19 protein-coding genes are annotated in these 20,534 nt (G+C 34.9%); 9 read left to right on the forward strand and 10 right to left on the reverse strand.

Annotated elements, in window-relative coordinates; translation table 11 throughout:
- Positions 1-28: 28 nt before the first annotated feature.
- The 6 genes from AWV75_RS09550 to AWV75_RS09575 form a co-directional block, all read right to left on the reverse strand.
- A complete protein-coding gene (locus AWV75_RS09550; protein WP_060874138.1) occupies positions 29-2,482 on the reverse strand; it encodes an SEL1-like repeat protein in 2,454 nt (817 codons plus the stop codon).
- Positions 2,483-2,593: 111 nt separating this feature from the next.
- A complete protein-coding gene (locus AWV75_RS09555; RefSeq protein WP_060874139.1) occupies positions 2,594-3,166 on the reverse strand; it encodes a hypothetical protein in 573 nt (190 codons plus the stop codon).
- Positions 3,167-3,342: 176 nt separating this feature from the next.
- Positions 3,343-4,281, reverse strand: a complete 939-nt coding sequence (locus AWV75_RS09560) for a siderophore ABC transporter substrate-binding protein (protein ID WP_060874140.1) — start codon at positions 4,279-4,281, stop codon at positions 3,343-3,345.
- A 17-nt stretch (positions 4,282-4,298) separates the two neighbouring features.
- Complete coding sequence (locus AWV75_RS09565) at positions 4,299-5,057, reverse strand: iron ABC transporter ATP-binding protein (RefSeq protein ID WP_002985279.1); 759 nt, start codon at positions 5,055-5,057, stop codon at positions 4,299-4,301.
- Positions 5,054-6,001 carry an iron chelate uptake ABC transporter family permease subunit gene (locus tag AWV75_RS09570; protein ID WP_060874141.1) on the reverse strand — a complete coding sequence of 316 codons (948 nt, stop codon included), beginning with the start codon at positions 5,999-6,001 and terminating at the stop codon, positions 5,054-5,056. Before AWV75_RS09570 ends, AWV75_RS09565 begins: the two co-directional genes overlap by 4 nt.
- A complete protein-coding gene (locus AWV75_RS09575) occupies positions 5,994-6,944 on the reverse strand; it encodes an ABC transporter permease (protein WP_060874142.1) in 951 nt (316 codons plus the stop codon). The genes AWV75_RS09570 and AWV75_RS09575 overlap by 8 nt, the downstream gene beginning before the upstream one ends.
- 328 nt (positions 6,945-7,272) lie before the next feature.
- On the opposite strand from AWV75_RS09575, the gene AWV75_RS18880 reads away from it, so the two are divergent.
- The 6 genes from AWV75_RS18880 (at position 7,273) to AWV75_RS09605 (ending at position 12,757) form a co-directional block, all read left to right on the forward strand.
- Positions 7,273-7,488: a hypothetical protein gene (locus tag AWV75_RS18880; protein WP_060874143.1), complete on the forward strand. Its 216-nt coding sequence runs from the start codon at positions 7,273-7,275 to the stop codon at positions 7,486-7,488.
- 431 nt (positions 7,489-7,919) lie between these two features.
- Positions 7,920-8,798, forward strand: a complete 879-nt coding sequence (locus AWV75_RS09585) for a hypothetical protein (RefSeq protein WP_060874144.1) — start codon at positions 7,920-7,922, stop codon at positions 8,796-8,798.
- A gap of 135 nt (positions 8,799-8,933) precedes the next feature.
- The gene (locus AWV75_RS09590) at positions 8,934-9,602 is read left to right on the forward strand and encodes a spermidine synthase (RefSeq protein WP_060874145.1); all 669 of its coding nucleotides are present in this window, start codon (positions 8,934-8,936) and stop codon (positions 9,600-9,602) included.
- Between the two features lie 179 nt (positions 9,603-9,781).
- Positions 9,782-10,897 (forward strand): GNAT family N-acetyltransferase, encoded by a 1,116-nt coding sequence (locus AWV75_RS09595; protein WP_060874226.1) that lies wholly within the window; start codon positions 9,782-9,784, stop codon positions 10,895-10,897.
- A gap of 343 nt (positions 10,898-11,240) precedes the next feature.
- Positions 11,241-11,684: a GNAT family N-acetyltransferase gene (locus tag AWV75_RS09600; protein WP_060874146.1), complete on the forward strand. Its 444-nt coding sequence runs from the start codon at positions 11,241-11,243 to the stop codon at positions 11,682-11,684.
- The gene (locus AWV75_RS09605; RefSeq protein ID WP_060874147.1) at positions 11,684-12,757 is read left to right on the forward strand and encodes an alanine racemase; all 1,074 of its coding nucleotides are present in this window, start codon (positions 11,684-11,686) and stop codon (positions 12,755-12,757) included. The genes AWV75_RS09600 and AWV75_RS09605 overlap by 1 nt, the downstream gene beginning before the upstream one ends.
- A 35-nt stretch (positions 12,758-12,792) precedes the next feature.
- Here AWV75_RS09605 and AWV75_RS09610 read toward each other — a convergent pair whose 3' ends face one another.
- The 3 genes from AWV75_RS09610 to corA all read right to left on the reverse strand — a co-directional run bounded on the left by AWV75_RS09610 (position 12,793) and on the right by corA (position 16,190).
- Positions 12,793-13,482 (reverse strand): phosphoribosylaminoimidazolesuccinocarboxamide synthase, encoded by a 690-nt coding sequence (locus tag AWV75_RS09610; protein ID WP_060874148.1) that lies wholly within the window; start codon positions 13,480-13,482, stop codon positions 12,793-12,795.
- Positions 13,483-13,604: 122 nt separating this feature from the next.
- Positions 13,605-14,327, reverse strand: coding sequence for an OmpA family protein (locus tag AWV75_RS09615; RefSeq protein WP_060874227.1), 723 nt, complete (start codon positions 14,325-14,327; stop codon positions 13,605-13,607).
- Between the two features lie 777 nt (positions 14,328-15,104).
- Entirely contained in the window at positions 15,105-16,190 is a 1,086-nt protein-coding gene (gene corA / locus AWV75_RS09620) for a magnesium/cobalt transporter CorA (protein ID WP_060874149.1), read from the reverse strand.
- Between the two features lie 76 nt (positions 16,191-16,266).
- Between corA and hutI the strand changes: the two genes are divergently transcribed.
- Genes hutI through AWV75_RS09635 form a run of 3 tightly spaced genes read left to right on the forward strand, consistent with a single transcriptional unit; the run spans position 16,267 to position 19,268 of the window.
- Entirely contained in the window at positions 16,267-17,520 is a 1,254-nt protein-coding gene (hutI, locus tag AWV75_RS09625; RefSeq protein ID WP_060874150.1) for an imidazolonepropionase, read from the forward strand.
- A gap of 27 nt (positions 17,521-17,547) precedes the next feature.
- The gene (locus AWV75_RS09630) at positions 17,548-18,594 is read left to right on the forward strand and encodes a formimidoylglutamase (protein ID WP_060874151.1); all 1,047 of its coding nucleotides are present in this window, start codon (positions 17,548-17,550) and stop codon (positions 18,592-18,594) included.
- Positions 18,594-19,268: a response regulator transcription factor gene (locus AWV75_RS09635; RefSeq protein WP_060874152.1), complete on the forward strand. Its 675-nt coding sequence runs from the start codon at positions 18,594-18,596 to the stop codon at positions 19,266-19,268. Before AWV75_RS09630 ends, AWV75_RS09635 begins: the two co-directional genes overlap by 1 nt.
- Before the next feature lie 177 nt (positions 19,269-19,445).
- On the opposite strand, the gene aroC is transcribed toward AWV75_RS09635, so the two are convergent.
- Positions 19,446-20,531 carry a chorismate synthase gene (aroC, locus tag AWV75_RS09640; RefSeq protein WP_060874153.1) on the reverse strand — a complete coding sequence of 362 codons (1,086 nt, stop codon included), beginning with the start codon at positions 20,529-20,531 and terminating at the stop codon, positions 19,446-19,448.
- Between the last annotated feature and the right edge of the window lie 3 nt (positions 20,532-20,534).

The following is a 20,534-nucleotide window of genomic DNA, read 5'->3' on the forward strand; positions in this document are numbered from 1 at the left end:
CCAAAAGCATCCTCTTTTCTTTTTCTGTTTAGGGTATTTCTATTTCGTTTGTTCTTGCATAATCTACAATTCGTTGATACTGTGTTGCATCTTGAAATTTAGGATGCGCTTTGTAATAGTATAATAGGCGCTCTACGGCATAAAAATAACTTGAATGTTCAATGGCTTGCTCATAGTGTTCAACTGCCTTCTTTTCGCTTTGTTTGACCCCATACCCATGGTCATATAGAATACCATAATAAATATGAATATACGGTTGGTATTTGTTGCGCTTCAAGTATTTTACTACTTGATCAAAATCACTCCTCTGGTAGTGTATTTCGATCAGGTTTTGAGCATAACTCCCATAATATTTTTCTGCTAATACATAATAAGACAAGGCCTTATCATAATCTTGTACGACATGTTGTCCATAGAAATACAAATCGCCTAAATTGTTATTGGCCCACACACAGCCTAACTCAACGGCTTTCTCATACGCTTGAATCATCGCTTCAAAATCATACGCATAGCCAATGCCATTTTGGTACAAATAGCCAATGGTATTCCATGCATCGGCATAGTCTTGTTTCGCTGCTGCTTCTAAGTACGCAATTCCTTTCGCTATAGCTGTCTCTGTATTTTCATCGGTATAGATTACTCCTAACTCGTACAACATACGCGGATCTTGGCGCTCTGCTCCAATCGAAAAATACTTGATGGCTGAAGTCCAATCTTCCTCATCTCTGGCGGCAATTCCTCTTCGATATAACGTATCCACATCAAAATACGCCTCATACTGATCCCCCATTCGCTGGGTCCAAGCTTCATAAAATGCGCTAAAAAAAGCTAAGTCTTTACCACGCAAATTATAGCGTTGTTCGTATAATTGTCCCATTTGTTCGTTGCTAATCTCTTGGCGATTTCCTTCGAGATCCAGATAATACATGGTCGTTCCTTCAAACAAGCACAAACGCTGCGTATGATGATCAATAGGCTCGCATAGATACGTATACAATTCACTTAAGGTATGCGTCTGATAATCATAATAACGCATTCCCTGCTTTTGCTTCACTTGCAGCAACAACTGGTTTACATGTTCTATTTTTAGATTATCCTGCTGTGGTTCAATCAACCAACTGTTGGATGCGGTATGATAAAATCCACAGCCTGCATCCGTTTGAATGACATAGGCATCATACATATGATTACACAAATAGTTGGCATGAATTTTATTGATTACCGTATCGACGAGTACATTCTTTTGTTCCTTGCAATCAAATAGCTTCCATTGTTTCTCTACTTTGTAAGCAAATGAAGTATACGCTGAAAATAGCATGAGTTGGTCAATATCCGTCAGCATGATATCTCCTGTGGCATTGATTACGCTATTCTTTTTTTGATACTTATTCGGTTTAACCCAATAGTACCCCAAGGGCAATTCTTCCAATACATCTTCGGGATAAGCACCGAGATATTGCCCTGTTATCGTATAGTATTTTCGTTTTGATGTTTGGGGTTGTTTTGCAAAAAACTTGATGGGATAATCAAGTTCAAATGCCGTCGCACTTGTTTCTTCAATAATGTGTTTTCCAGTGTAATCGAGTAATTGATACTGTCCTTCGTGCAAAACGTTGTAGTAAGGACCATACAATTGCTCTACTTCCTCATAGTCGGGTGGAATCCCCCACTGTTGGGTATCAATATGCAGTAATCCTATTTTGCCGTTTAAAGTAACAATTCCTACTTTGGTTTGATTGACGATATAACCATCAAAAGCATCCTCATATTCCAGGGGCACTAGCAGTTGACCTTGATCATTGATATAGCCAAATTTACCTGCCTTTTCTACTACGGCTACATAGGCCTCGCTAAATGCATAAATGACATCGTATATTGCAGGAGCAATAATCCTTCCATTTTTATCCTTTAATCCCTGTAAATCACCTTCCTGAAAGACAACACTACGTGTTTGTTTTACGCTACTTTCTTCCCAATACCCCAACCCATATTGCACCCAATCGTGTTCCAAAGCTTCCAGAAAAGAAGTATAACCAGAAGCGCGAATTAGATCATCTAATACACCTATATTGCTTGTATCGATGGCCTTTTGATAAAGTTCCCATTTTTGTTGGATTTCTTCGACCCATTGTTTGGCCTGTTCTTTTGGTTTCTCTTCGTTCATGGTATACACATCACTGGCATCCATATAAAACGCATCATAAGGCAAATCAGACAAAAATTCAAACATAACTGTGACAGCTTCCGTAAATGCTTGTTTATTTTGTAGTTGATAGGTTTCGGTCAACAAATCATAGAAATTCGCCAATCGATTGAGTCCTTCTTCTTTATCAAAATACAACGCCTTTCCTTTCGCTCGTACATTTGCCGATAAAAGGGGTAACAATAAATCAGGAATTACATAATTCCATTCTCCTAAATTCCCTTCAACTACTTGATGGGTTTCACTGTCTATATTGTAGAGGTAAATGCGATGTGCCATAGCTTTATTTTCAGTCAAAAATAAAGCGAACCTATCTCGCAAAAAACAACTGGAGCATAAAAATTAAAAAAATCACTAGAATTAGGTAGATTCCCCTCAATCTCTTAGCTTCTATTTCAATTTGATTTCCTTAATCAGGGCATTCATGGGAATTACTTTGACTTCTTCTTGCTGTAACAAAAAGATGTAATCTGTCGTTTTACCGATTAAAATCCCTTGTATTTGTGTATTGTCTGCATACGTTATGGCAATGGGGTTTTCTTGTACAACTGCGCGTTTATTGCGTTTTGCATAAAGATCGGCTCCTAAAAACATATACAAAACAAAGAGTAGTAATCCCAAACTGTACTTTTGACTAGTATACCATTTGGTTTGATCCATATTAAACATCATTTTCGCATAAGAAGTGGGATGTTTTTTACGCCAAAAAAGATCAAATTGATAAATCAAAATCGTCAGTAAAATCGTTCCAAGCGTAAACAAGGTAATGGTAAAATCGCCAAAAGGAGCAATTAAAAAATCAAACAAACCTGCATAATCGAAAATATTGACATCGAATAAGATAAACTTCTTGTAATTGAAGAGCATTCCAATAGCAACAGCAACAAGGTACGCAATCGCTAAAAGCGTTTGTACATCTTTAAATAAACGCTTGAAAATGGTGTTTGAAAATTGATTGTCCATAAGTTGATACAGTAGCAATGAAAGAAGTTAATACTCGCTGATTTTAGTTGCTAATTTAAATAAAAAACAATACGATTTAACATTTCATTTAGACAAAATAGGAGCAAAAAAAAAACGAGCGAGTACTAGTATGTACCCACTCGTTTTCACCTGTTTGAAATTAACAACAACTTTACTTATTTCGTCACAGCATTTTCTACTTCGTCAATCATCATTTTGATTGATTTTAGTCCTCCACCTGATAAATACCATGTTTCAGGGTTTAAGAAAATGATTTTATCATTTTTGTATGCATTCGTTTGTTGTACTAATGCATTTGCAAATTCTTCTTTACTCAATGTAGCTCTTTTAATGGCTGCTCCACGGTCAATCACAAAGATATAATCTGGGTTTAATTCTTTGATTAACTCATTAGAAATCACTTGACCATGCGTTGCAACTTCGATGTTTTCATCTGCTGGTTTTAGACCAAAAACATCGTGGATAATACCAAAGCGAGACCCTTTTCCGTATGAACTCATACGACCTTCGTTCGCTAAAACAATTAATCCTTTTTTATCTGAATTCTCTGTAATGCTTTTAATTTTAGCAATACGCGCATCGATGTCTTTTAATTCTTGTTCTACTTGTTCTTCTTTTCCAAACAATTTACCGATAATGCGTTGATTGTTTTTGAATGAATTCATATAATCTTTAGCATCTACATCCAGATTGATTGTTGGTGCAATTTTTTTGAACTCATCATACATTGCGGCTGTACGACCTGCAATAATGATTAATTCTGTATCTGCTGCGTTTACTTTTTCAGCATTGGGTTCTTTAATTCCCCCAACATTATCATATTCCGCTGCGCTGTATTTCTCTAAATAAGCTGGTAAGTTTGAACCTGGTACTCCTTTCACTGGGATTCCCAATTCATCAAACGTATCTAAAATACCGTAGCTCAATACTACAGGGTTTTTAGGGTTTACTTTTACTTCAGAAGTACCCGATAGGTGATCCACGGTAAGTACTGCTGTTTCAGTAGCTGAACTTTGCTCTTCATTTTTTGTTTCTTTACAAGAAACAAATAAAAAAACGGATGCTGCCAAGCAGCTAATCATAAATTTACTCATAACGATGTTTTTATAAATTATTTAAAATAGACACAAATTTTGTGGTCTCCGTTGTCGATAATTTTCATATCGATATCAAAGACATCCTTCATTTTTTCTTCTGTAATCACTTCGTTGGTGGGTCCAAAATACAGAATTTGATGGTTTTTAACTGCGGCGATATAATCGGCATATGCTGCGGCATAGTTGATATCGTGCACGACAATCACAATGGTTTTTTGGTATTTATCTGCCAATTCACGGAGGGTTTTCATAATTTCGACCGAGTGTTTCATGTCTAAATTATTCAACGGTTCATCCAATAAAATATACTCCGTGTCTTGCGCCAATACCATAGCGAGAAAAGCACGTTGACGCTGTCCGCCACTCAATTCATCAATAAATTGATTTTCAATATCTTTCAATCCCATAAAAGCGATACTTTCCTCAATCTTCTGATGATCTTCTTTTTTGAGTCTTCCCTTAGAATGCGGAAAACGACCAAATGAAACTAACTCTTTTACTGTCAATCGAATATTAGGGCTATTACTTTGTTTTAAGATGGCTAAACGCTTAGCAAAATCTTCGTTTGTATAGCTTAATACTTCTTTATTCAACAAATTGATTTCTCCTTTATCTCGGGAAACTAAGCGACTAATAATCGATAGTAACGTACTTTTTCCCGTACCATTTCCTCCAATAAAACAAGAAATCTTTCCTTTAGGGAAACTTACACATACCTGATTTAAAATCAGTTTCTCACCATATGATTTTGATACTTGATTGACTTGAATCATACTTTATTACTTTTTAACAGCAAGTAAATAAAATACACTCCTCCTACGAAGTTGATAATAATACTTACTGTTGTTGTCATGTTAAACAAATGCTCTACCAAATACTGCGCCCCCACAACGGTTACGGAGGTCAGTAAACAACAGGTAAAGACGATTAAAGCGTGGTTGTTTTTCTTCACCAATTCATAGGTTAAATTAGCAACCAATAAACCTAAAAATGTAATAGGCCCTACTAATGCAGTGGAAACAGCCACCATAATAGAGATAAAGATTAAATTTGCTCGTACTACTTTGTGGTAGTTCACACCAAGGCTAATGGCGTGATCACGACCTAAACTAATTACATCTAACTGTTTGAAATAACGGATTCCATATAGCATTGTTGCTACTAAAATCACTGCAGCGATACCTAAAATCTTTAAATTAATGCGTTCAAATGAAGCGAACATGGCATTTTGTATCATGCTGAACTCATTGGGATCAATCAGCAACATAATAAATGAAGCCCCACTCTTAAATAGCGTACCGATTAAAAGTCCGACTAAAAGCAAGGTATACAACCCCTTACTTTCTCTCTTGAAGACAGCGAAATACATCACCATGGCAAACACCATCATCAAAACGACAGACAAAGCAAAATTCCACTCCGACCCCAGCACTTGAAACGTGCGATCTCCATACCATAAAACAATCACCGACTGCAACAGCAAGAAAAAAGAATCAAAGCCCATAATAGATGGAGTTAAAATTCGGTTGGCTGTAATCGTTTGAAAAATGACAGAGGAATAACCAATAGCAAAAGACACCAACAACATCGCCAATACTTTGAATCCTCTACGAGGCAAGACGTAATCTAGCTTTGTTCCTGTAAACGTGAACATATAAATAGCAATGCTGATTAGTAGCGAAACGAGTAATATCGTGATTAACTTATTTTTAGGCATGTTTTGTCTTTTTTAAAATTAGATATAAAAACACCACTCCCCCAACAATACTAACCGTCAGCCCAATAGGCACTTCATAAGGAGCAATGATCATGCGGCTAAGTAAATCACAAACTAACAAAAAGATAGCGCCGACTAAAGCCGTATAACTAATCGTTTTACGGAGGTTATCACCAAAAATCAAACTGACAATATTGGGCACAATCAAACCTAAAAAAGGAATTACTCCTGCCGTCAGTACAACTACAGTTGAAGTAATAGAAACGAATACCAAACCTAAATACATGATGCGTTTGGGGTTTAGCCCTAAACTTGTTGCTGCGTCTTCTCCTAATCCAACAATAGTAAACTTATTGGCGTAGAGGTAACACAGAATTACAACCAAGACACCGAGGTATAAAATTTCGTAATTTCCTTTTAAGATAGAAGAGAAATCTCCCATCATCCAACCATCCATATTCTGAACGAGATTATAACGGAATGCAAAAAACGTAGCAATTGCACTGAGGATATTTCCGAATACAATTCCTATTAAAGGGATAAAAATCACATTTTGCACTTTGATTTTACTAGCTAAACGCAAAAACACAATACTAGCAGCTAAAGCAATGGTAAAAGACAATACCGTTTTAAACACAATACCTCCATTGGGAAAGAGAATCATACTAAATAAAATTCCCATCTTACAGGCATCCAATGTCCCCATCGTTGTTGGAGAGACAAATTTATTCAAGGAGATTTGTTGTACAATTAATCCGGAAATACTCATTCCTACACCCGCTATCAATACTGCAATGGTTCGAGGGATACGACTGACCACTATAACAAGCAATTCATCTTTCGACAATTGATGCAAATCAAAAATCGAAATATCCTTTACTCCAACGAAAATGGAAAAAAAAGAGAGCACTATCAGTATAAGAACTAAGGAAATTCTTATCATAAAAATCGTTATTTTTATTTAGAATAAAATTAAATAAGAACAAATATATAAAACTCGAGGGAGTTGAAAAAACTATTCTCAGTTTGTTTTCTTTAAATACCCTTTTCTCAATTCTCATATTTTCAACAGCTTTCCTCAAAAATCAGAAAGCCTTAGTAATTCAAAGAAAATGTATACAAAACCTAAATATTCGAACATATTTGATTTGAATTCCATAATTTATATAAAACTCACTTTTTACTTAGACAAGCACTTACCACTCTGTGTTTTCTTTTATCCTTTAGGTTTATGTCTTTGTTTTGTATGATTATAATGTTCTCCTTAACTTATGCTACAGGTAAGAATCTATTTAATCATTTATCCTTTGATTTTACTAGCTAAACGCAGAAAAATAACACTAGCAGCTAAAACTATGGCAAAGGGCCATACCGTTTTAAACACAATCCCTCCAGAGGAAAAGAGAATCATACTAAATAAAATTCTCATTTTACAAGCATCTAGTGTAGCCATTGTTGTTGGAGAGACAAATTTGTTGTATAATTAAACTGGAGATACTCATTCCTACACCCGCAATCAACACCGCAGTGGTACAAGGGGCACAACGAACAACAATACAATAACCAGGAATTCATCTTTCGACAATTGGTTCAAATCAAAAATCGAAATATCTTTACCCTATTAAAATAGCCCCAAAAACAGCAGGTTAGATTTCCATGCTTTCAACAGGTTTAAGGATAAATCAGAAACACTTAACTATTCTGGCTAATCTTATCGAAAACTTAAACAACCCCATTAGATTATAGCAAACCGAATGAAGTTAGTTTTTAAAAGAATCTATTTTTCTACTCTATTTTAATCTGAGTATAATTTAATAAGTAATAAAACATAATTTAAATTATTAACAATTTTTATTTTTTGTAAAAAAAATTTTAACACCAATTAAAATTAACTAACTTTGTCTAAAAAATGATTATTATGAATAAAGTAGTTAAAACTATTGCCCTTTCAAGTTTATTTTTCACCATTATTGGATGTAGTTCCGATGATAATAGTAAAACTCCAGAAGGTCCAAACTTTGAAGATAAACACCTAGTTTCGCATGTAAAGTCCACTTATTATTGGAGTAATGAAGAATTAAATGAAGATGGTACAACTCAAATTGTTCCCGTACTTGATTATGAAATTGATTTCAATTTTAAATATGATGATAATCTTGCCTTATCCGCTTTGACCTATACGGTTACTTATTATCAAGATGAGAAGGTAAAAAACGTAACAAATGGTGCTTTTAATTTTAAGTTCAACGAAGCACAACAATTACAAACCTTAGATATTACAGGTGATATAATGCTTCGCAATACCTATAACTTCACCTATATAAATAATAGAGTAAGCAAACTTGAATCAAATGATGGAAATCAAAAATATGAGCAGACTTTCAGCTACAACGATGCCCATCAATTCATTCAATCTGAAATTCAATCCCTGAATCTAAACTTTGACTACACCTACAATAGTAAAAACCAGATAATAAAAATTCAAGATAATAAAAATGAATTGTCAGAGCAAATTGAATATGATTCAAAAAACAACCCATTTAAAGGCTTACCTTTTGATTTAACAAGTATCGTCTTTGAAGGAATCAATTTTATTCCACTGACCTATACATTTCCAAATAATATCAAAGAATATAAAACGCCTTATTTAGATACATATCAACTAGATTATAAATATGATGAAAACAATAATCCAATCAAAGCTTCTGTTTATTATCTAAACGATAGCCAACCAAAAGAATTGGATTATGAAATAGAATATAATTATATCACTAAAAAAGTAGAGATAAATAAATAAACTTTTTAGTTTTAAAATGAACAAGAGGGTATCCCAAAAGGTTACCCTCTTTATTTTCTCTAAACTTTATCCCAATTGACTCTAAACTCCTTCCTTTTTTTTCGTTTATCTTTGTATAAATTGATGTGAAAATATATGCTAAAAAAATGGTTAAGCTACTTGACTCCTATTCCCTTAAAGAAAATTACCTCGAAAATCAACCATAAGTTAGAAATTACGTGGCAAAACGGGCAACTGGTTTTAGATACAGAGAACACCAATTATTCTTATGGTCAATTAGAACAAGTATTTAAAAGAGGGTTGAAATTCATTGGCTATCAGAAAATTAGAACCATGCAACGCGTACTTAACTTGGGGTTAGGTGCTGGCAGTACAGTTCATCTCCTTCGTAATGAAATCAATTTTACAGGTAGTATTACCAGTGTAGAGCTAGATCAAGCAGTGATTTATGTTGCTCGAAAATACTTTAATCTCGATCGATACCAAGTCAACCATCACATTGTACAAATGGATGCCTTTGAATACGTCTTAAGTTGCCAAGAGCAATATGATTTACTTGTGATTGATATTTTTCAAGACACGCATATGCCTTCGTTTCTATTTGAAGGTTATTTTGTACAACATTTGGAGCAATTATTAACTGTAAATGGCTTTATTATTTTTAATACCATGATTCTTACCCCTGAAGATGAAGTCCGCAATCAAAAGTTCAAAGCTTTATTTGACCCAAATCGCTATTCCGTACGCTTAATGCCTACCACTGCCGAACACAACAGCATCATCACTATTAAACGACTGGTATAGAAAAGATTAAACCACAAATAACCACAGTTATTTTTTCTTTCTTTTTTAGTATTTCCGTACAATAAAAAAACAAGTTGCTTTTTTACACTAGTGTTATAAACTTTTCTCTCTGTTTTATACGAAACGGTGCTTGAATATTTAGTATTTTTAGCGTGATTTTAGATTTTAATGCGAAAGAAATGATTGAAATTAAGCAAGCTCGTACGAAAAAGGAAATGAAGGAATTTGTCCAATTTCCTTTCACCCTATACAAAGACAATCCTTATTGGGTTCCTTCAATTATCAAAGAAGAAGTAAAAAGTTTTGATCCTTCCAATGATATTTTTAAAACAGTAGATGTTCGTTTTTTCCTTGCGTATAAAAACAATAAACTGGTAGGTCGTATTGCCTGTTGCATTAACTGGACTGAAGTTAACGATTTGGGTAAGCCTAAAGTTCGCTTTGGCTGGTTTGATTTCATTGATGATTTGGCAGTGAGTAAAGCTTTACTAGCTGAGGTTGAGAAATTTGGAAAAGCCAACCAAATGCACTATATGGAAGGACCTATGGGATTTTCAAATATGGATAAGGCAGGGATGCTAACCAAAGGATTTGATCGCTTAGCGACGATGATTGGGTTATATAATTATGAATACTATCCTACCCACCTCAATCAATTGGGTTTTAGACCAGAAGCAGAATGGATGGAGTACAGCCTAGACATTTCTAATTTTAACAAAGAGAAAATCGCCAAAATGTCGCAGATGATTCAACAGCGATATGGAGTTAAACCTCTTGTGTTCAACACGATCAAGGAGCTTATGCCGCATGTAGATGAAATGTTTGCACTACTCAACAAGACCTATGCAGACTTGCAGAGTTTTGTTCCCATCGAGTCTTTTCAGATTGAACATTACAAAAAGAAATACTTGCAGTTCATACATCCTGATTTTATTTCTTGTGTAATGGATGAAAACAATAAGATGATTGCTTTTGCTATTACCATGCCTTCATTCTCGAAAGCCTTTCAAAAGACAAAAGGAAAATTATTTCCGTTTGGATTCATTCACTTGTTACAAGCAATGAAACACAATAATCGTGCTGAATTCTATTTGATTGGTATTGATCCAGAATATAGAAATAAAGGAATTACAGCACTTATATTTGAAGAGATTTACGCTTGTTTTACCCAGCATAAAATCAAACATATTGAAACGAATCCTTTGCTTGTTGAAAATGTAAAAATTCAACAATTATGGAAACATTTTAATCCTGAGATTCACAAAGAGCGCAAAACGTACCGCAAAGATATTTAGGATGATTCCTAATCCCTACTAAGCCTATTAAAAACAAGTGTTCCGCCTGTTTTTAATAGACTTATTTTTTTGCATAATTCTCAATTTAAAACGAATAAAATCAATATTAATTCTGTAAAATTTGCAAGAACCCCTCTTTTTTTGTAATTTTATAGTTTAAACATTTTATTTTACAATTTTCAACTATTGTAAGTAGTACGTCAGGAGAAGTACATCTACCCTAATTGCATGTGCTAATAAGCGCATCAATCCGATACATCAGTTTTTATTTTTTACCGCTGATTTTTTATAATGGAAATGGTTTTTACCTGTGTACGGCTACTTAGTTGCAAAAACACACATTATGATTCAAATAGAAAAAAAGAATTCAGACAGTCCCGTCAGTCAAGCAGAAGTAGAACAATACACCAACTTCTTATTTCAACATCTCGAACAGTATGGAGATGCCAAAGAAGATATTGCCAAAGCGCTTGCTTATGCACTAGGTCAAGACAACAAACCAGGCGGTGTGATTCTCATTGCAAAAGAAGAAGCGCATATCGTGGGAATGACAGTTGTTTTAAATACCTTGATGAGAGGATTTATCCCTGAACATATTTTAGTCTATATTGCTACAGACCAATCGAAAAGAGGAAAAGGTATTGGCGGAAAGTTAATCGATTTCCTTAAACAAGACTTGACTGGATCCATTGCCTTACATGTTGATTTTAACAATCCTGCTCAACATTTATACGAGCGCAAAGGATTTGAAAAGAAGTATATAGAAATGAGATTAAACAACAAGTAATGGCTTTTATAACCTTAAATAAAACGAAACTAAAGCACAATTTTGACCTGCTTGAAAATCTATTTCAGACAGAAGGTATTACTTGGGCTGTGGTAGGTAAATTGCTCTGTGGTAACTCCTTGTTCTTAGAACAAGTACTAGAATTGAAACCCAAGCAAATTTGTGATTCTCGCGTTTCTAACCTCAAGAGCATCAAACTCATTGATCCCGATATCGAAACCATCTACATCAAACCTGCACCCAATGGGAGTATAGATGGAATTGTTGAATATGCTGATATTAGTTTCAATACAGAGTTAGAAACCATTAAGTTGCTTTCCAAAGAAGCGGAAAAGCAAGATAAAGTACACAAAATTGTGATTATGGTTGAGCTAGGAGAGCTTAGAGAAGGCGTTTTACGCGAAGATTTGATTTCTTTTTATGAAAAAGTATTCAGCTTACCTCATATCGAAATTATTGGCTTAGGAACGAACTTAACCTGTATGTATGGGGTTTTACCCAACACTGACAAATTAATTCAGCTAAGCCTCTATAAGGAGCTATTAGAGTTGAAATTCAACAAAAAGTTGCCTTTTATTTCGGGAGGTGCTTCTGTTACGCTTCCCTTAATCGCCAATCATCAGCTACCGAAAGCCATCAATCACTTTCGAATTGGTGAAACCCTTTTCATGGGAACCAATGCTTATGACGGTAGTCAATATGAAGAATATGAACAGCATATTTTTAAACTGCATGCCGAAATTATTGAGCTGCATGAAAAACCTATGATGCCTAGTGGAGAAACGGGAATTACGATGACAGGAGAAAAAATTGAATTCAATCCCGAATGGGAAGATGTAACCAAGTTCAGAGCCATCATTGATTTAGGCTTACTAGATATTGATACGGATCACTTTTTTCCTGTTAATACCAAACACCAATTGGTGGGTTCTAGTTCTGATATGATGGTTATCGATTTGGATGCTAATCCAGAAAAACTCAAAGTAGGAGATACAATTTCCTTCCATATGGATTATATGGGAATCCTTCGATTGATGAATTCAGATTATGTAGAGAAAAAAGTAATTACATAAAAAAAGGAGAAGCTTGTGCTTCTCCTTTTTGTTTCCTATAAGTTACTTAAAAAAAGTTTCTCTAAATCTAATGGAGCAACATATTGGCCAGCTTGGTATACTCTCATATTACCACCTGAAATTTCGTCAATCAAAATGATTTCATTTGTCGCTTTATCTCTACCAAATTCTAATTTAATGTCGTAAAGTTCCAACTCTTTTTTTGCTAACTCTTCTTTCACCATCCAACAAATTGTTTTAGTCAATTCTTTCAATATGTTGTATTCCTCATGCGATAAAATACCCAACATCGCCAAAGTATCTTCTGAAATTACGGGATCGCCTTTTTCATCATCTTTGATTGTAATTTCAACAAAGCTATCCAATGCTTGTCCTTCTGTACAATAATCGTTATATCTTCTGAAAAAACTTCCTACTGCACGGTATCTACAAATTACTTCTAATCCTTTTCCAAAAGGAACAGCTTCTTTTACAACCATAGAAACCTCGTCTAAATCTGCAGCAACATAGTGAGTTGGAATATTTTTAGCATTTGCTAATTCGAAGAAGTATTTAGTCATTTTCAATCCACTTCTACCCGCTCCTTCAATAGTTAGTCCTACTGTATTAGCTCCTGGGTCAAAAACGCCATCTGTTCCAGTTACATCGTCTTTAAATTTTAGAAGTACTTGATGATTTCCTAAGCTATAAACATCTTTTGTCTTTCCTTGATACTTTAATTCCATAGTGTGTGTTGTTATTTAGGCCCCAAAAATAAGAAAAACTACGACATATCCCGCTATTTTCAATTCCTAAAATTCACGCGAGCTTAAAAAAAAACCGAGGCCATATACCTCGGTTTTATCTTTTATTGAATGAAGAAATCACATCGTCTAAAATCTTTAGCTGTTCCCGTTGTTCCTGCTCTATTTTTTGGATTCTGAGCTAGGTACACCACATCTTTTACCAATCGGCTTGGGCTTACGCCATGTTCTACTAAATAATCAATCACGCGTTGTGCTCTGCGTTCGCCTAGCCAAGCATTGTACTTTTCGTTACTTCTTGTTTCCACATAAGAGCGAATCACAACTGCCTGTGTTGTATTTTTTTGCATATAGCGCAATAATTCATCTGCAGCCCTTTTATTGTCATCCGTAAAATAGGAACTATTAAAATCATATTGAATAAAGAAAGGCAACATATTGTTCGCCGTTGCTGCCGATAAAATTGTTCCTTGGCCTGCTGTCTCTTGTGATTTTCTAGGATATCCTATTTCTTTAGTCAGGTTGAAATTTACTTCTAAATCGTCCAAGATATTGTTTACAACAACTTCAGCTGAATTAAAGCCTTCTGCTGTACCTACAATTTTTTGAACCTTGTCTATATTTTTACTGTTTATCTCGAACTTTCCCTCTTGATCTACTAGCATATCAATTACTTTTTGCCCTTTTTCATTATAAAAAGACACTCTTGCTTCCTCTATAACCTGATTGTTTTCTTTATTATAGAATGTTCCGTGGATACTTTGGGCATAAAACTGTTGAGTGCCAAGTAAAGACAACCCCAAAACTAAAAAATAGCTTTTCTTCATAATACTCATTTTTTACAAAAACAGAAACTCTTATTCACTTCTGTTAGTTTTTAACATAAACAAATCAAATATAATTAAAAATAAAATACATTTACTTTTTATTTTTCACTATTTTAAAAATAAAACATGTTTTTTGGTATTTTCTACTAAGAATACTCTATTAATTCCCGCATTCTGCCTTCAAATTTACGATACATTCTCAAGCTGTCCTCCTCTTTTTTTTAAATATACAAAAGTAAGAGTATAACCTGAACTGTATTTATTTTAGCACTAAAAAAAGCTCTTTTGGTGTTTCTTTTTTTCTTCCTTTCACTTGTTAATCGCTAGTCAGGCCAAGGTTTTCCCTAGATAATCTTAATATTTAGCATAAATAAGTCTTCTGTATTTATTTATCATATTTTTCATTTATCCAAAAACCATTATAGTTAATAATTAAAACAACACCAATAAAATTACAGTTTAATTAAAAAAAAATCAATAATTACCCACAAACCATCCTTTATTTTTAACTATTAGCGCCTAGATTTACCATATCTTTAATTACTTTTTAAGAAAATAAATTAGTTCAACTGAAGAAGGTTATCTACATTTGTTCGAGAAAGAAAAATACAGGTGAGCGAGTATACAACTTAGCACTAGTAGAATCAGCTGTTTCGGTATTTTTCAGACTCCTAAAATCGAACTATATAAAGTTTTATACTTTATCTAAGTTATATGTTGTTTCCTATGCAAAAGCCCAACGAGAGTCGTTGGGCTTTTGTTTTTATATGCTAGCATTTAAAACCATCTTCTCCATTTAAAATAGGCAATCATGCTTAAGACTAACAAAAACATCCCCATCAAGGTAATGAAATAACCATTTTCCATTTTGAGTTCTGGCATATTCTCAAAGTTCATCCCATATACACCAGCAATAAACGTCAGTGGAATAAAAATAACAGACACAATGGTCAATACCTTCATAATCTCATTCATTCGGTTACTTTGAGAAGAAAAATAATAGTTGGTTGCACTATCCAATTTCTTGAGACTGTATTCAATTTGATCTAAAATTTCAATGCTTTTATATTGTAATCGATCGTAGAAAACCAAACTATCTTTACTAATAATCATGTGGGTGTGTTTTTTGTCGTGCAGGGTTCCCACATTATTTAAAATTTCGCGCATTGGCATGACGGCTCGTTTCATATCATTTAATTCCTGCGTATATTCCTCAATGCCAATGAGTGTATCTCGGTGGTACCTTCCTCTTGCGTCAAGTAAAATCTGCTCGACATTATCCTCTACTACATCTAAGGTCACAAAAAAACTTTCCATTAGAGAATCAATCAATAAGTACAGTAAATAGCCCGTATCTCGTTTGCGAACTTGTCCAATTTTCTTGCGAATTCGCTCTCGAATGATGTGAAAAAAGTCTCCTTTCTTTTCCTGAAAAGATAGAAGTATGTTGGATTTTAAAATAAAGCTAATCTGTTCTATGTCCACGCCTTGATTTACATTTTGATAAGGCAATAACCCTTTCAAACTAAAAAAAAGAGTATCATCTAAATCCTCTACCCTTGTTCTGCGTCCAAAGTTTAAAATCTCTGCCATGATATAGGATTGGATTTGGAAGAACTCCCCTATTTCTTGTAATAGTTCAATATCGTGTAAACCGTGCAAATTGAACCATTTAATGGAATCTGCACTTGAATTTTTTAAAACTTCTTCTATTTCCTTCAGGCTTAAATCATTATACTCTTCAAAGTGATCTTCCGAATAGACAAACAACTGCATAGAAATAGGTACATCTGGAAAAGAACCAGAATATTCCAAAGTATTTGGCTGAAGTTTTCTTATTTTACTATATTTAACTCGTCTCACATTCGTAAATTTGTTTTAAATATATGACATTTTTAAACTGTACTTTTAGGGCTACATAAAAAAATAAAGAACAACCATGAAAATTTTAATAAAAAACATAAAAGAATTACTACAAACAAGAGCAACTTCTATCGACATGATTTCGGGTAGCGATATGAAAATCTTACCTAAAATAGACCATGCTTTTTTGCTGATTGAAGATGAACTTATTTTGGATTATGGGCCAATGGCAGATTGTCCAAAAGAAGATGACACTATTCAAGAAGTAATTGATGCTCAAGGTTGTGTTGTGTTGCCAACTTGGGTTGATAGTCACACGCACTTGGTATATGCAGGTAATCGAACATTGGAATTTGTCGATCGCATTAATGGTTTGAGTTATGAAGAAATTTTTAATCGCGGTGGAGGGATTTTAAATTCAGCCAAAAAACTGCAAGAAACGAGTGAAGCAGACCTATACGAGCAATCAAAAATTCGCGTAGAAGAAGTGATTGCACAAGGAACTGGAGCAGTTGAAATCAAATCTGGTTATGGTTTGACGGTTGAATCTGAATTAAAAATGTTACGCGTGATTAAACGCTTAAAAAAAAACTATCCAATTGCTATCAAAGCGACCTTTTTAGGAGCTCATGCTTTTCCAAGTGAATACAAAGACAATCACACTGCTTATATTGACCTCATTGTCAACGAGATGATTCCGGCAATTGCCAAAGAAAACTTAGCAGAATACATTGATGCCTTTTTAGAAACGGGCTATTTCTCTGTGGAAGAAACAACGCGTATCATGGAAGCAGGGAAACAATATGGTTTACGCGCAAAAATTCACGTGAATCAATTTACAGCTATCCAAGGTATTGCCGCTTGTGTGAAACACGATGCTCTTTCTGTTGATCACTTAGAAATTGTAACCGATGAAGATATTGAAGTATTAAAAAACAGCAAAACCATGCCTGTTGCTTTACCTACTTGCTCGTTCTTCATTTCTATTCCTTATACCCCTGCAAAAAAAATGTTAGCTGCAGGATTACCACTTGCTTTGGCTTCTGATTCCAATCCTGGCACAACACCTTCAGGAAATATGAATTTTGTGGTAGCGACAGCTTGTATCAAGATGAAGCTAACACCAGAAGAAGCCATCAATGCAGCAACCATCAATGGCGCTTATGCTATGGGGGTTAGTGCAACCCATGGTAGTATTACCAAAGGAAAAAAAGCAAGTGTAATTATCACGAAACCGCTACATTCTTTTTACGAAATACCCTACGCATTTGCCAGTAACCCCATCGGTACTGTCATCTTAAATGGGCAAATTCAACCTTATAAAAATTAATTAAACGCAGCTTTAAAATACCGCGACATGACACAAACTAAACTAACGATTTTTACAAGAGACCATCTACTTGAATTGACAAGTTTAAGAAACGGGGAAATAAAATTAGGAGAACGCGTTCACGTCATTCAACAACCCTTAGATTGGGAGAAAGAACTTGCTCAAAATGAAAGCAAATACGTTGTTTTAGGTATTCCGGAAGATATTGGTGTAAAAGCTAACTTCGGCCGTATGGGAACAGCTAGTGCTTGGGAAAAGTTTATTGCTACTTTTTTGAATATTCAACACAACCGATTCAACAAAGGCTATTGGGTAACTATTCTTGGACATCTTAATTTTACTACAGAAGTAGCCGAAGCTCAACATTTAGATCCTACAAACAAAGCTGATCGCAAACGTCTTTTTGAGCTTGTACAACTGATTGATAAGGAGGTTTCTCACTTGATAGCCAAAATTGTAAAGGCAGGTAAAATTCCCATTGTCATTGGTGGTGGTCATAACAATGCTTATGGAAACATCAAAGGTACAGCTTTAGCTAAAGGGAAGGCAATCAATGCCATTAACTTTGATGCCCATACAGATTTTAGACCTTTAGAAGGAAGACATAGCGGTAATGGATTTTCTTATGCTTTTGAAGAAGGTTTTTTAAAAAACTACTTTGTTTTTGGATTGCATGAAAACTACACGTCAAAAGGTGTGTTCAGTTCTATCAAATTGCATGCAGATCGCGTCAAATACAATACATATGAGCAGATTAATATCCGCAAAGAGAAGTCATTCAGCAATGAATTACTACTTGCAAAGAAACACATTGACAGTGGATTTTACGGGATTGAAATTGATTTAGATGCGATTCCACAAGTTGCCAGTAGTGCAATTACACCAACTGGTTTTTCTGCAGAACGCACCCGTCAATTCTTGCATTTCTTTGCAGAATCGTCCAATGTTGCCTATTTACATATTTGCGAAGGAGCTCCTTCTTTGGATTATCCGACCAATAATCATGTAGTTGGCAAATTAATAGCGTATCTTGTCTCTGATTTTATGAAATCAAATTCAAATAGCCCAAAGTAGTGAATATATTATTAGTTGAAGACGACAAACGAATTAGCGAATTCATAGTCAAAGGATTAGAGGAAAAAGGAATGCATGTACAATTGGCTTCCTCTGGGGATGAGGCGAGAAAACTCGTCCTCAATGGAGATTGGGATTTAATTCTCATGGATATTATGCTTCCCGATATTGATGGAATTCAGCTTACGAAAATGATTCGTTTTAAGAAGGATTACACTCCAATTTTGATGTTAAGTGCGCTTAGTGACACCACCGATAAGATTGATGCTTTAGATGGCGGAGCTGATGATTATCTGACCAAACCTTTTCACTTCAGTGAATTGTTATCGCGTATCAATGCCTTAACTCGTCGAACTAAATTCAACTACGAAAATAAAACGAAGTATTACAATTGCGGAGATCTACAATTGGATCCCGAAAAACACGTGGTCACCCAAGCAGGGAAAATCATTGATTTATCCCCTAAAGAGTACAAACTACTGTTGTATTTATTAGAAAATAAAGGGCGTGTAATTTCGCGAACACAAATTTTAGAACAAGTTTGGGGAATTCAATACGATACTAATACGAATGTGGTAGATGTTTACATTTCATACATTCGAAATAAAATAGATGAAACACAAGGTAAATTGATTCACACCATCAAAGGAACGGGTTATATGCTTCAGGAATAGTTTTTTTTTGCTCTTTGTGCTTTGTTTTTTTGCTTAATTCGTCAAGCTTTAGTGCATTGTATCTTTTGTATAAAAAGAGAATTATGTACTGCAAGAGAATTTAAACGACTTCACAACCTACAACTTAACAACCTACAACTTAACAACCTACAACTTCACAACCTACAAATTAACAAATTACAACTTCTGAAAGTTTTTCCATCCCTGTCTTCCATATTGCTCAATAAGCATATCAAGTAATACCAAAGCAGCCATGGATTCCACGATAGGTACAGCTCTAGGTAATACACAAGCATCATGGCGTCCTTTTCCCTCAACCGTTACCACTTCATTCGCAGCATTGATTGATGGTTGATCTCTCATGATGGTTGCTGTTGGTTTAAATGCAACATTGAAAAAAATATCCATTCCGTTGCTAATTCCCCCAACAATTCCTCCTGCATGATTTGTTGCAGTAATACCATCAGGCAATAAGATATCATTGTGTTGACTTCCCCTAAGTTGTGTTCCTGCAAACCCGCTGCCAAACTCTACGCCTTTTACTGCATTAATACTCAACATCGCTTTGGCTAATGCTGCATCTAATTTATCAAAAACAGGAGCACCTAAACCAACGGGAACTTGTTGTATTACACAAGTAATCACTCCCCCTACTGAATCTCCCTCTTTCTTTACTTGTCGAATTAGTTTCTCCATGGCTTGTGCGGCTTTTGAATCAGGACAACGCACAACATTCGATTCTATCATTTTGAAATCCAATGCGGTATAAGGCTGTTCAACGCGAATATTTCCCACCGCTGATACATAGGCTGTAATTTGCATGGGAGCTAAAATTTGCTTGGCAATTGCTCCTCCTACGACTCTACAAGCAGTTTCGCGAGCCGAACTTCTTCCTCCTCCTCGATAATCTCGTATTCCGTATTTTTGATCGTATACATAATCTGCATGACTAGGTCTATAGGCTTGTTTAATATGCTCGTAATCTTTTGATTTGGAATTGGTATTTTCAATGGTAAAACCAATAGGAGTTCCCGTTGTGATTCCTTCAAAAATACCCGATAAAAATCGAACCTCATCCGCCTCTTTGCGCTGAGTGACCAAAGTCGATTGTCCAGGCTTTCGCCTATCCATTTCCTCTTGGATTGCCTGCATATCGAGCACTACGCCAGCAGGACATCCATCAATGATGCCTCCCAAAGCTTCCCCATGTGATTCGCCAAAAGTCGTTAGGCTAAAATAATTGCCAAAGGTATTTCCATTCATAAT

It is taken from the genome of Myroides odoratus, from assembly GCF_001549985.1.
Lineage (GTDB): Bacteria > Bacteroidota > Bacteroidia > Flavobacteriales > Flavobacteriaceae > Flavobacterium > Flavobacterium odoratum_A.

What these genes read in the sequence shown, in the direction of transcription:
- AWV75_RS09550 (WP_060874138.1), bottom strand. Translation starts at nt 2,482, where the DNA reads ATGGCACATCGCATTTACCTCTACAATATAGACAGTGAAACCCATCAA.
- AWV75_RS09555 (WP_060874139.1), bottom strand. Translation starts at nt 3,166, where the DNA reads ATGGACAATCAATTTTCAAACACCATTTTCAAGCGTTTATTTAAAGAT.
- AWV75_RS09560 (WP_060874140.1), bottom strand. Translation starts at nt 4,281, where the DNA reads ATGAGTAAATTTATGATTAGCTGCTTGGCAGCATCCGTTTTTTTATTT.
- AWV75_RS09565 (WP_002985279.1), bottom strand. Translation starts at nt 5,057, where the DNA reads ATGATTCAAGTCAATCAAGTATCAAAATCATATGGTGAGAAACTGATT.
- AWV75_RS09570 (WP_060874141.1), bottom strand. Translation starts at nt 6,001, where the DNA reads ATGCCTAAAAATAAGTTAATCACGATATTACTCGTTTCGCTACTAATC.
- AWV75_RS09575 (WP_060874142.1), bottom strand. Translation starts at nt 6,944, where the DNA reads ATGATAAGAATTTCCTTAGTTCTTATACTGATAGTGCTCTCTTTTTTT.
- AWV75_RS18880 (WP_060874143.1), top strand. Translation starts at nt 7,273, where the DNA reads ATGCTACAGGTAAGAATCTATTTAATCATTTATCCTTTGATTTTACTA.
- AWV75_RS09585 (WP_060874144.1), top strand. Translation starts at nt 7,920, where the DNA reads ATGAATAAAGTAGTTAAAACTATTGCCCTTTCAAGTTTATTTTTCACC.
- AWV75_RS09590 (WP_060874145.1), top strand. Translation starts at nt 8,934, where the DNA reads ATGCTAAAAAAATGGTTAAGCTACTTGACTCCTATTCCCTTAAAGAAA.
- AWV75_RS09595 (WP_060874226.1), top strand. Translation starts at nt 9,782, where the DNA reads ATGATTGAAATTAAGCAAGCTCGTACGAAAAAGGAAATGAAGGAATTT.
- AWV75_RS09600 (WP_060874146.1), top strand. Translation starts at nt 11,241, where the DNA reads ATGATTCAAATAGAAAAAAAGAATTCAGACAGTCCCGTCAGTCAAGCA.
- AWV75_RS09605 (WP_060874147.1), top strand. Translation starts at nt 11,684, where the DNA reads ATGGCTTTTATAACCTTAAATAAAACGAAACTAAAGCACAATTTTGAC.
- AWV75_RS09610 (WP_060874148.1), bottom strand. Translation starts at nt 13,482, where the DNA reads ATGGAATTAAAGTATCAAGGAAAGACAAAAGATGTTTATAGCTTAGGA.
- AWV75_RS09615 (WP_060874227.1), bottom strand. Translation starts at nt 14,327, where the DNA reads ATGAAGAAAAGCTATTTTTTAGTTTTGGGGTTGTCTTTACTTGGCACT.
- hutI (WP_060874150.1), top strand. Translation starts at nt 16,267, where the DNA reads ATGAAAATTTTAATAAAAAACATAAAAGAATTACTACAAACAAGAGCA.
- AWV75_RS09630 (WP_060874151.1), top strand. Translation starts at nt 17,548, where the DNA reads ATGACACAAACTAAACTAACGATTTTTACAAGAGACCATCTACTTGAA.
- aroC (WP_060874153.1), bottom strand. Translation starts at nt 20,531, where the DNA reads ATGAATGGAAATACCTTTGGCAATTATTTTAGCCTAACGACTTTTGGC.